Source organism: Kitasatospora purpeofusca, assembly GCF_034043715.1.
Taxonomy (GTDB): domain Bacteria; phylum Actinomycetota; class Actinomycetes; order Streptomycetales; family Streptomycetaceae; genus Kitasatospora; species Kitasatospora purpeofusca_A.
The window spans coordinates 23,801-35,063 of the sequence record NZ_JAXCLC010000084.1; the positions used below are offsets into that span (position 1 = coordinate 23,801).

The 11,263-nt window shown below is 73.6% G+C and carries 9 protein-coding genes; 8 read left to right on the top strand and 1 reads right to left on the bottom strand.

Annotated elements, in window-relative coordinates; all coding sequences use genetic code 11:
* Nucleotides 1–100 precede the first annotated feature (100 nt).
* Nucleotides 101–1,693, top strand: coding sequence for a PucR family transcriptional regulator (locus SM793_RS31595; protein ID WP_320441745.1), 1,593 nt, complete (start codon nt 101–103; stop codon nt 1,691–1,693).
* 73 nt (nt 1,694–1,766) lie between these two features.
* On the opposite strand, the gene SM793_RS31600 is transcribed toward SM793_RS31595, so the two are convergent.
* On the bottom strand, nt 1,767–2,942 hold the full coding sequence (locus SM793_RS31600; protein ID WP_320441746.1) for an alpha/beta hydrolase: 1,176 nt from the start codon (nt 2,940–2,942) through the stop codon (nt 1,767–1,769).
* 328 nt (nt 2,943–3,270) lie between these two features.
* On the opposite strand from SM793_RS31600, the gene SM793_RS31605 reads away from it, so the two are divergent.
* The 7 genes from SM793_RS31605 to SM793_RS31635 all read left to right on the top strand — a co-directional run bounded on the left by SM793_RS31605 (nt 3,271) and on the right by SM793_RS31635 (nt 11,105).
* Nucleotides 3,271–4,284, top strand: a complete 1,014-nt coding sequence (locus SM793_RS31605; protein ID WP_320441753.1) for a substrate-binding domain-containing protein — start codon at nt 3,271–3,273, stop codon at nt 4,282–4,284.
* Nucleotides 4,281–5,318: an ABC transporter permease gene (locus SM793_RS31610; RefSeq protein ID WP_320441747.1), complete on the top strand. Its 1,038-nt coding sequence runs from the start codon at nt 4,281–4,283 to the stop codon at nt 5,316–5,318. The genes SM793_RS31605 and SM793_RS31610 overlap by 4 nt, the downstream gene beginning before the upstream one ends.
* Complete coding sequence (locus SM793_RS31615) at nt 5,315–6,238, top strand: ATP-binding cassette domain-containing protein (RefSeq protein ID WP_320441748.1); 924 nt, start codon at nt 5,315–5,317, stop codon at nt 6,236–6,238. The genes SM793_RS31610 and SM793_RS31615 overlap by 4 nt, the downstream gene beginning before the upstream one ends.
* Nucleotides 6,235–7,341: an ROK family glucokinase gene (locus tag SM793_RS31620; protein ID WP_413816073.1), complete on the top strand. Its 1,107-nt coding sequence runs from the start codon at nt 6,235–6,237 to the stop codon at nt 7,339–7,341. The genes SM793_RS31615 and SM793_RS31620 overlap by 4 nt, the downstream gene beginning before the upstream one ends.
* Nucleotides 7,342–7,532: 191 nt before the next feature.
* The gene (gene ggt / locus SM793_RS31625) at nt 7,533–9,326 is read left to right on the top strand and encodes a gamma-glutamyltransferase (protein WP_320441749.1); all 1,794 of its coding nucleotides are present in this window, start codon (nt 7,533–7,535) and stop codon (nt 9,324–9,326) included.
* A 193-nt stretch (nt 9,327–9,519) separates the two neighbouring features.
* Complete coding sequence (locus SM793_RS31630; protein WP_320441750.1) at nt 9,520–10,323, top strand: exodeoxyribonuclease III; 804 nt, start codon at nt 9,520–9,522, stop codon at nt 10,321–10,323.
* Between the two features lie 170 nt (nt 10,324–10,493).
* Nucleotides 10,494–11,105 (top strand): hypothetical protein, encoded by a 612-nt coding sequence (locus SM793_RS31635; protein ID WP_320441751.1) that lies wholly within the window; start codon nt 10,494–10,496, stop codon nt 11,103–11,105.
* The last annotated feature ends 158 nt before the right edge of the window (nt 11,106–11,263 follow it).

The following is an 11,263-nucleotide window of genomic DNA, read 5'->3' on the forward strand; positions in this document are numbered from 1 at the left end:
GGGACGTAACGCCGAGCACGGATGTTCGGGCACACTGTCACCCCGGACCGGTCCCTCGGACCGTCCCCACCCCCGCCACCTGCCCGTTAGGAGCCTCCGGATGCGTGTCCGTGACCTGCTCGCCCCCGGCGCCCCGCGCCTGCGTCTGCTCGCGGCCGAGGAGGAGCTGGACCGGCAGGTCAGCGGTGTGATGACGACCGACCTGCACGACCCGGGGCGCTATCTGCACGGCGGCGAGCTGGTCCTCACCGGCATGCTCTGGCGTACCGCCCCGGCCGACTCGGAGCGCTTCGTGCGCACCATCGTGGCCGGCGGCGCGGTCGCCCTGGCGGCGGGTGAGGCCGAGGTCGGCCCCGTCCCCGAGGACCTCGTCGAGGCCTGCCGCCGGCACCGGATGCCGCTGCTGGCCGTCCCCGACGACATCGCCTTCGGGACCGTCAGCGAGTTCGTCGGCCGCCAGGTCTCCGCCGACCGGGCCGCCGACCTGGCGGCCCTGGTCGACCGGCACCGGCTGCTGGTCTCGGCGGCCGGCGGCGGCGGTCTGGACGCCGTCCTCGACCTGCTCGGCGGCGACCTCGACCTCGACTGCTGGGTGCTCACCCCGACCGGCGCGGTGATCGCCGGCCCCGTCGACCGGCTCCCGGCCGCCGACCGGGACCAGCTGATCCGCGCCCACCTCGCCGCCCAGCGCCAGCGCCGCCGCCCCCCGCACCGGGCCCGCCTCGCGGCCGGCGCCTACTCGCTGCTGCCCGCGCCGGCCGCGCCCGAGGCCGAGGCGCCGCTCGCCGACTGGGTGCTCGCGGTCGCGGGCGACGTCACCGAGTGGACCGCGAAGCGCCAGCAGCTCGCCGAGAACCTGGCCCGGCTGGTCGCCGCCGAACGCCAGCGCCGGGACGAGGGCCGCCGGCTGCGCCGCCGCCTCGCCGACGAGGTGCTCACCCTGCTCCAGCGCGACGCGGACCCGGCCGAGATCAGCCGCACCCTGTACGCGTCCTCGGCGATGGCCGCCCGCTACGAGAGCCGCGAACCGAAGCCGCAGGCGGCGGAGGACTCCTGGCTGGTGCTCAGCGCCGAGGGCACCGGCCTGCCCGAGGGCGCGGTGCGGGCGGTCCTGGAGGAGGCGCTCGGCGGCACCAGCGACCGGGCGCTGGTCGCCGGGGCCGGCGCCGGCGCGGTGGTGGTGCTGCCCGCGCTGGACAGCCCGGTGCCCGCCGACACCCTGCGCGAGCTGCTCGCCCCGCTGGAGGCCGGGCTCGGATCGGAGGGCCGGATCACCCTCGGCGTCTCGGCCCCGGCCAAGGAGGCGGTCGGTCTGCGCGGCGCGCTGGAGGAGGCCCGGCACGCCCGCCGGATCGCCGCCGCCAGGGTCGGCCGGGTCTGCGTGGCCGGGCCGGAGGAACTGGCCTCGCACGTACTGCTGCTCGCGGCCGTCCCGGACGAGGTCCGCCGGGCCTTCCGCAGCCGGCTGCTGGACACCGTGATCGCCTACGACATCGAGCACCAGGCGGACCTGGTCCGCACGCTGGAGGCGTTCCTCCGCTCGGACGGCTCGTGGACCAGGTGCGCCGCGCAGCTGCACGTCCACGTCAACACGCTGCGGTACCGGATCGGCCGCATCGAGGAGTTGACCGGCCGTGACCTGTCCCGGCTGGAGGACCGGGTGGACTTCTACCTGGCCCTCGAACTCGCCTGAGGGCCCATCCGCCCGACGGCGGGCGCGGGTGTGCGCAGGTGCGCGCGGTGTGCGCGGGTGTGCTCCGCTACCGCTAGTGGGCCGCCGGGATGATGCCGGTCAGCCACTCGAAGACCCCCGGCACCATGTCCTTCCACACATCGCTGGTGTGCGGCCCGGTGGTCTCGACCACCTGGACGGTGGTCGGCGCCTTGGCGGCGCCGGCGACGGCCTGGCCGTCCTCGTAGCCGTCGCCCTTGTTGCCGGAGATGTAGAGCGAGACCTTCGGCGGCTGGGGTGCGGCCTTCACGATGGTCACCGGGTTGTTGGCGTCGCGCAGCTTCGCGTCCTTGCCGACCAGCGAGTCCGGCTCCTTCGCCGGGTCGTTGTAGCCGGAGAGGCTGACGCCCGCCCGGTAGCGGTTGGGGTGGGCCAGCGAGAGCTTGGTGGCGCAGTGCGCGCCGGCCGAGTAGCCCGCGATCGCCCAGCGGTCGCCGGAGGGGTCGGCCCGGAAGTTGTCCAGGACCATCTGCGGGACGTCCCGGGTGAGCCAGGTGTCCGCGTTGACCTTGCCCGGCACGTCGGTGCAGCCGGCGTCGGTGCGGTTGCCCAGCAGCAGGGTGCGCGGCGAGACCAGGATGAACGGGGCCACCTTGCCCTGCTGCATCAGGGGCTTGAGCTGCTCGGAGACCTTCAGCGTGCCGTACCAGGTGGAGGAGGAGCCGGGGAAGCCGGGGATCAGCTCGACCACCGGGAACTTCTTGTCCTTGTACGCGGGGTCGTTGTACTGCGGCGGCAGCCAGACCAGCACCTCGCCGTCCACGCCGGACAGCTGGCCCTTGAGGTCGGTCTTCTGGACGTCGTTCGGCACCTTCGGGTCGTCGACGCCGCGGAAGGCCTGCTGGACCTTGTTGGCCGGCGGGTGCGCCGCGTCGCCCGCCGGGGCGGCGCCCGGGGCCGGCGAGGCGCCCTGACCGGCTTGGCCCGCCCCCGTGGCCGGGTCGGCCGGCGGTACGACCGGCACCGCGCGCACGTGCTTGCCGGTGCCGAGCAGGTCGTCCCAGTTGCCGTAGATCAGGTTGGCGTTGTTGACCATCACGAAGACCATGACCACCGCGGTGGCCTGGCAGAGGACGATCATGGCGAGCCTGGACAGGACGCGCACGGGCTTGGGTCCCTTGACCCGGGCCCAGGCCCACATCGCCACGGCGATGGAGATCGGCACGAGAACGACCGTGCAGACGAAGAACGGCGTACCTGTCAGTTGCATGAATGTTTCTCGTATCCGGGTTCGAAGCCGCCCGGGCCCCACTCGCCCGGAACGCCACCTCAATGGCATCAGACGGCCCGTAACGGGGATCGGTTGCCGTCCGAATCTGTGCGGAACCTGAGAGGAACATCACGTTTCCGTGAAGCTCCCTTTTCGGGTCCGCCCCAGTCTGCCACCCTGACAGGCTCTGCCCGGACCTCGCGTCCAGCGGACTCCCAGGAATCCCCCCACAGGGCACGATACCGTCCGGACGGAACGGCCCGCCGGGCGAGGCGGTGCGAACGCCCGTCCGCCGGGAGGCGAGACTATGGGGATGAGCACAACCCGCATGAGTCCCGTCCGCCGGCTCCGGCCCGTCGCCGCGGCGCTGGCCGTCCTGGCCCTGACGGCCGCCGTCGCCGGCTGCAGCAGCACCGGAGGCAGACGCGCCGAGGAGGCGCGCGCCAAGGCCTCCGCCGCCGCCGGCGGCGCCGTCACCACCCCGCGCTGGAAGGTCGCCATGGTGACCCACGCCGGGGCCGGCGACGCCTTCTGGGACACCGTGCGCAAGGGCGCCGAGCAGGCCGCCGCCAAGGACAACATCACCTTCCTGTACTCCAACGACGCGCAGACCCAGAACCAGGTCCAGCTGGTCCAGGCCGCGATCGACCAGAAGGTCGACGGCCTGCTGGTCACCCTCGCCAAGGGCGAGGCGATGGCCGACGTGCTCGGCAAGGCCAGGGCCGCCGGCATCCCGGTCATCACGATCAACTCCGGTCAGGAGTTCTCCGCCCGGTTCGGCGCGCTGACCCACATCGGTCAGGACGAGGGCACCGCCGGCCAGGCGGCCGGGGCCGAACTGGCCGCCCGCGGCCGCAAGAACGTCCTCTGCGTCATCCACGAGCAGGGCAACGTCGGCCAGGAGCAGCGCTGCGGCGGCGCCCGCGGCACCGCCGGCGGCGCCTTCCAGGTGCTGTACGTCGACGGCGTCAACATGCCCGACGCCCGCGCGGCGGTCTCCGCCAAGCTCCAGGCGGACCCGGCGATCGACACCGTGCTCACCCTCTCCGGCCCGATGGCCGCCACCGGGCTCCAGGCGATCCAGGACGCCCGCCGCCCGGTCGAGCTGGACACCTTCGACCTGGGCACGCAGGTCGTGTCCGGCCTCAAGGCGGGCACCGTCGGCTTCGCGGTCGACCAGCAGCCCTACCTCCAGGGCTACGAGGGCGTCGACCTGCTCTGGCTCTACCGCTCCAACCTGGACATGCTCGGCGGCGGCAAGCCGGTCGCCACCGGCCCGCAGATCCTGACCAAGGACGACGCGGACGCGCTCGCCGAGTACGTGGCGAGGGGGACCAGGTGAGCTCCTCGGACGTCCTCGTCCAGGGCCGCGAGCGCCCGGCCGCGCTGCGCCGCCTCGCCGGCCGGCCCGAACTCGGCGCGCTGATCGCCGCCGTCGCGGTCTTCCTGGTCTTCGCCGCCGTCGCCGAACCCTTCCTGCGGGTCCCCTCGCTCGGCACCGTGCTGTACGCGGCCTCCACCATCGGGATCATGGCGGTACCGGTCTCGCTGCTGATGATCGGCGGCGAGTTCGACCTGTCCGCCGGCGTCCTGGTCACCACCGCCGCGCTGACCTCCTCGATGGTCTCCTACCAGCTCACCGCGGTGACCTGGGTCGGCGTGCTGGTCTCGCTGGCCGTCACGCTGGCGGTCGGCCTGTTCAACGGGTGGATGCTCTCCCGCACCAAGCTGCCGAGCTTCATCGTCACCCTCGGCACCTTCCTGATGCTGACCGGCGCCAACCTCGGCGTCACCAAACTGGTCTCGGGCACCGTCTCCACCAAGCCGATCTCCGACATGGAGGGCTTCGCCTCCTGCCGCTGGCTGTTCGCCTCCGAGGTGACCGTCGGCGGGCTGACGATCAAGGCGACCGTCTGGTGGTGGCTCGGCCTGCTGCTCGTCGGCAGCTGGGTGCTGCTGCGCACCCGCTTCGGCAACTGGGTCTTCGCGGTCGGCGGCGACGCGGCCGCGGCCCGGGCGGTCGGCGTCCCGGTCGCCCGGACGAAGACCGTGCTCTACCTGTTCGTCGGCTTCGGCGCGTGGGTGCTCGGCCAGCACCTGTTGTTCTCCTTCGACACCGTGCAGTCCGGCGAGGGCGTCGGCAACGAACTCATCTACATCGTCGCGGCCGTCATCGGCGGCTGCCTGATCACCGGCGGCTACGGCTCGGTGGTCGGCTCCGCGCTGGGCGCGCTGATCTTCGGTATGGCCAGCAAGGGCATCATCTACGCCCAGTGGAACCCCGACTGGTTCAAGTTCTTCCTCGGCGCGATGCTGCTGCTCGCCGCCCTGCTGAACACCTGGGTCAAGCGCCGCGCCGAACGGGGACCGCGATGACCGAGCTGCTCTCCCTCACCGGGATCGGGAAGACCTACGGCACCGTGCGGGCCCTGGAGGACGTCTCGCTGACCCTGCGGTCCGGCGAGATCAGCTGCGTGCTCGGTGACAACGGCGCCGGCAAGTCCACCCTGATCAAGATCATCGCCGGACTGCACCGGCACGACGAGGGCACCTTCACGGTGGCCGGCGAGGAGGTCCGCCTGGACTCCCCGCGCCAGGCCCTGGACCGGGGCATCGCCACCGTCTACCAGGACCTCGCCGTCGTCCCGCTGATGCCCGTCTGGCGGAACTTCTTCCTCGGCTCCGAGCAGGGGCACAAGCGCTGGGGCGGCCTGCGGATCGACGCCGACGGCATGCGCGCCACCACCCGCCGGGCGCTCGCCGACATGGGCATCGACCTTCCCGACGTGGACCGCCCGATCGGCACCCTCTCCGGCGGCCAGCGCCAGTGCGTGGCCATCGCCCGCGCCGTGCACTTCGGCGCCGAGGTGCTCGTCCTGGACGAGCCGACCGCCGCGCTCGGCGTCAAGCAGTCCGGGGTGGTGCTCAAGTACGTCACCGCCGCCCGGGACGCCGGACTCGGCGTCGTGCTGATCACCCACAACCCGCACCACGCCTACCTGGTCGGCGACCACTTCACCCTGCTGAAGCGCGGCCGCATGGCGGGCAGCCACGCGCGGGCGGAGATCGGCCTGGAGCAGCTCACCACCGAGATGGCGGGCGGCTCCGACCTGGCCGAGCTCTCGCACGAGCTGGCCCGGCCCACGGCCCCGCCCGCCGCCGGGGCCGGCCCCGGCGGTCCCACCGGTTCGGCCGGTTCGACCCGCCCCGCCGACCCCGCCCACCCCGCTGACCCCACCCACCCTGTCGACCCCACCCGTCCCGTCGACCCTGCCGAGGAGCGTCCCCAGCCGTGACCAGCCCCCACGGCGGCAACCGTCCGCCGGTCCTGCCCACCCTGCTCGGCCTCGGGCCGCGCGCCGAGCGCCGCCGCCGGGCCCTGCCGGCCGGCCTGCTCCGGCTGCCGACCATCGGCGTGGACATCGGCGGCACCAAGGTGGTCGCGGGGGTGGTCGACGGTGAGGGCAAGGTGCTGGAGAAGCTGCGCACCGACACCCCCCACAAGTCCAAGAGCGCCAAGGTGGTCGAGGACGTCATCGTCGAACTGGTGCTGGAACTCGCCGACCGGCACGACGTCCACGCGGTCGGTGTCGGCGCGGCCGGCTGGGTCGACGTCGAACGCTCCACCGTGCTCTTCGCCCCGCACCTCAACTGGCGCGGCGAACCGCTCCGGGAAGCGCTCAGCTCCCGGCTGCGCTTCCCCGTCATCGTCGAGAACGACGCCAACGCCGCCGCCTGGGCCGAGTGGCGCTTCGGCGCCGGCCGGGGCGAGGAGCACATGGTGATGCTCACCCTGGGCACCGGCATCGGCGGCGCCGTCGTCCGCGACGGCTACGTGGACCGGGGCAAGTACGGGCTGGCCGGCGAGTTCGGGCACATGCAGGTGGTGCCCGGCGGCCACCGCTGCCCGTGCGGCAACCGGGGCTGCTGGGAGCAGTACTCCTCCGGCAACGCCCTGGTGCGGGACGCCCGCGAACTGGTCGCCGAGGAGTCCCCGGTGGTCCAGGCGCTGCTGGCCCGGGCCGGCGGCACCGTCGAGGGCATCACCGGCCCGCTGGTCACCGAGGCCGCCCGGGCCGGCGACCCGACCGCCACCGAACTGCTCTACGAGGTGGGCACCTGGCTCGGCGTCGGCATCGCCAACCTGGCGGCCGCCCTCGACCCGGGCCGCTTCGTCATCGGCGGCGGCGTCTCCGAGGCCGGCGACCTCCTCCTCACCCCCGCCCGCGACACCTTCCGCCGCACCCTCACCGGCCGCGGCTTCCGCCCCGAGTCGAGCATCGTCCACGCCGCCCTCGGCAACGAGGCCGGCCTGGTCGGCGCGGCCGACCTCGCCCGCCAGGTCGCCCGCCGCTTCCGCACCATCAAGCGCCGCCGCGTGGAACGCGCGGTGCCCTGACGAAGGGCGGGTACCGACGGCCGACGGACGGCACCGTCCGTCGGCCGTCGGCCGGTCCGGGCCCCGCCGGGGGTCGCCGCCCCCGACTCGTGTCAACTACCCGTTGGTAGCGACGCGGCACTGTTGTCGAGGCCATGCCTCTCGTGAAACAACGGAGTTGACGTCAACTCAGGCACTCAGGAGGACTCCGGATGAGAGCGCTGGCCCGAATCGCGCCGCCGTTGCTGCTCGCCACGGCCCTGGTCTGCACGGTCGCCGCCGGACCGGCCGGGGCCGCGGCGCCCCCGGCCAAGGTGCCCGAAGCGGTCGGCCGGGGCGGTGCGGTCGCCAGTGTGGACGCCGACGCCACGGCGGCCGGGATCGAGGTGCTGCGCAAGGGCGGCAACGCCGTGGACGCGGCGGTCGCGGTGGCGGCGGCGCTGGGTGTCACCGAGCCGTACTCGGCCGGGATCGGCGGCGGCGGGTACTTCGTCTACTACGACCACGCCACCGGCCGGGTGCACACCATCGACGGCCGGGAGACCGCCTCCCGGACCGCCGACACCTCGCTGTTCCTGGAGGACGGCCGACCGCTGCCCTTCGCCGACGCCGTCACCAGCGGCCTGTCCGTCGGGGTGCCCGGCTCGCCGGCCACCTGGGAGACCGCCGTCGGGCTCTGGGGCCGGCGCAGCTTCGCCGAGGCGCTCGAACCCGCCCGGCGGATCGCCGAGCGGGGCTTCACCGTCGACCAGACCTTCCAGGACCAGACCGCGCTCAACCAGGCCCGGTTCAAGGACTTCCCCGACACCGCCGAGCTCTTCCTGCCCGGCGGCGCGCTCCCGGCGGTCGGCTCCACCTTCCGCAATCCCGACCTCGCCGACACCTACCGGCAGCTCGGCAAGGAGGGCACCGAGGCCCTGTACCGGGGCGGGATCGCCGCCGACATCGTCCGCACCGTCCAGCACCCGCCGGTCGATCCGGCCTCCGGCCGGGTCGCCCGCCCAGGCAAGGTCGACGCCACCGACCTCGCCGACTACCGGGTGCGCCGTCAGCAGCCCACCCATGTCGCCTACCGGGACTACGACCTCTACTCGATCGCCCCGTCCAGCTCCGGCGGCACCACCGTCGGCGAGGCGCTCGGCATCCTGGAGGACGGCGAGCTCGCCGACTACGACGCCACGCAGTACTACCACCACTTCCTGGAGGCCTCGCGGCTCTCCTTCGCGGACCGCAACCGCTGGGTGGGCGACCCCGCGTTCAACGACGTCCCGGTCAAGGAACTGCTCTCCGCCCGGTACGCCGCCTCCCGCGCCTGCCTGATCAGCCCCGACCGCGCCCTGACCAGCCCGGTCGCGCCCGGCGACCCGCGCCACCCCGCCGACTGCGCGAGCACGGGGCCCGCGCCCGCCGCCGAGCCCTACGAGGGGCTGAGCACCAGCCACCTCACCGTGGCCGACCGCTGGGGCAACGTCGTCTCCTACACGCTGACCCTGGAGCAGACCGGCGGCAGCGGCATCACCGTCCCCGGCCGGGGCTTCCTGCTCAACAACGAGCTGACCGACTTCAACTTCACCCCGCTGGTGCCGGGCGTGCCCGACCCCAACCTGCCCGGCCCGGGCAAGCGCCCGCGCTCCTCGCTCTCGCCGACCATCGTGCTGCGCGACGGCGAGCCCGTGCTGGCGGCCGGTTCGCCCGGCGGCGCGACGATCATCACCACCACCCTCCAGGTGCTGCTCGGCCGCCTCGACCGGGGGCTGAGCCTGGAACAGGCGATCGCCGCGCCGCGTGCCAGCCAGCGCAACACGGCCGCCACCCAGGCCGAGCCCGGCTTCCTGGCGCTGCCCGAACGGGCGCGGCTGGAGGCGCTCGGCCAGGTGTTCACCAGTACGCCGGAGATCGGGGCGGCGACGGGTGTCGAGCGGCTGCCGGACGGCCGCTGGGTGGCCGCGGCCGAACCGGTGCGCCGCGGCGGCGGCTCGGCGGCGGTGGTCCGGCCCGAGCCGTGAGGCCGGGAGCGGTGATGCCGGGAGCGGTGATGCCGGGCGGGTGACGTCGGGCGGACGATGCCGGGCAGGTGCTGTCGGGCGTCGTGCGGGCGGGCGGCTTTGTCGGTGCCGTTCGGTAGATTCGGGGTGGGCGTCGTCCGGGGGACCGGGGCGCCCACCCCGTCCGTACCGAACCACGGGAAGGCCGCCCGCCGTGACCGTCCGCATCGCCACCTGGAACATCAACTCCGTCACCGCGCGGCTGCCCAAGCTCCTCGAATGGCTGGAGAGCGCCAAGCCGGACGTGCTCTGCCTCCAGGAGCTGAAGTGCGCCGCCGACGCCTTCCCGTACGAGCCCGTCCGCGAGCTCGGCTACGAGACGGCCGCGCACGGCAACGGCCGGTGGAACGGCGTCGCGATCCTGTCCCGGATCGGACTCGACGACGTCGTCCGCGACCTGCCCGGGCAGCCCGGCTACCTCGCCGACGACGCCCTGCTGCCCGATGTCGAGCCGCGCGCGATCGCCGCCACCTGCGGCCCGGTCCGGGTCTGGTCGGTCTACGTGCCGAACGGGCGCGAGGTCGACCACGCCCACTACCGCTACAAGCTGGAGTGGCTGGAGGCGCTGCGGACGGCCTCGCTGGAGGACGCCGCCGGTGAGCGGCCGTTCGCCGTCCTCGGTGACTTCAACATCGCGCCGACCGACGAGGACGTCTTCGACCTGGCCGCCTTCGAGGGCCTGACCCACGTCACCCCCGCCGAGCGGGCCGCCCTCGCCACCCTGGCCTCGGCGGGGCTGCACGACGTGCTGCCCCGCCCGCTCAAGTACGACCGCCCCTACACCTACTGGGACTACCGCCAGCTGGCCTTCCCGAAGAACCGGGGCATGCGGATCGACCTCACCTTCGCCAACAAGCCCTTCGTGGACGCCGTCACCGACAGCTACGTCGACCGCGAGGCGCGCAAGGGCAAGGGCACCTCGGACCACGCCCCGGTGGTCGTCGACCTGGACCTCTGAGCGTTCCGCCGAGGGGCCGGTCACCGTCGGTGGCCGGCCCCCCGAACGGGCCAGAGCGGTGGCCGGGCGCGGAGGGTGTGCCTACCGTCGGGGAGTGACCGGGTGTAGTTGTTCGATCACGTGGACTTCGGAGTCCCCGGCTGCGCCCGAGAGAACCCGGAGGTTCCGGTATGCGCCCCACGCGTACGGCCGCCGCCGCCTTGATCGGCGCGACGGTGCTGACCGGCCTGACGGCCCCCCTCGCGCTGGCCAAGGACGGCGCGGCCTCGGTCAGCCCGTCCCAGGCCGCACCGGGCCAGACCGTGACGGTCACGGTCGCCTGTGAGAAGTCCGACAAGCCCAACGCCAAGACCATCACCGCCAGCTCGCCGGCCTTCGAGGGCGGTCCGGCCACCCTCACGCTCGGCTCCGACGGCAAGCACACCGGCTCGGCCCGGCTGGCGGGTAAGAACAGCGGCGAAAGCAAGATCGACGGCAGCTGTCCGGACGGCGGCGCCTTCACCACCAATGTCACGGTGACCACGGTCTCGGTGTCCACCGGCGGCTCGGCGCCCTCGGGTCTGGGCGGCTGGAGCGAGGCGGCGGGAGAGTGGGCGGGTTCGCTCGGCCAGTCCGGTGCCGGTAGTCAGCAGGTCGCTCCGCACGGTGCGGTGAAGACCGGTCTGGGCGGTTCGGTGGCTGCCGACCCCGTGGAACTCGCGGGCGGAGCGCTGCTGGTGGTGGGAGGGATCGGCGGCTTCTGGCTGCTGAGGCGGCGGTCCGCCGGCACCGGGTCCGTCTGACGGAACGTTTCCGCCGGTGCGGCCTGTGGCCTGCGGCCTGTGGGCCGTATGTGGGCAGGGCGCCGGGTGGGTGTCCGTGCACTTTGCAAAGTGTGCGAGGACTTTGCAAAGTGCACTTTGCAAAGTCCTCGCACACTTTGCAGTGCCGGGGGGGGGGC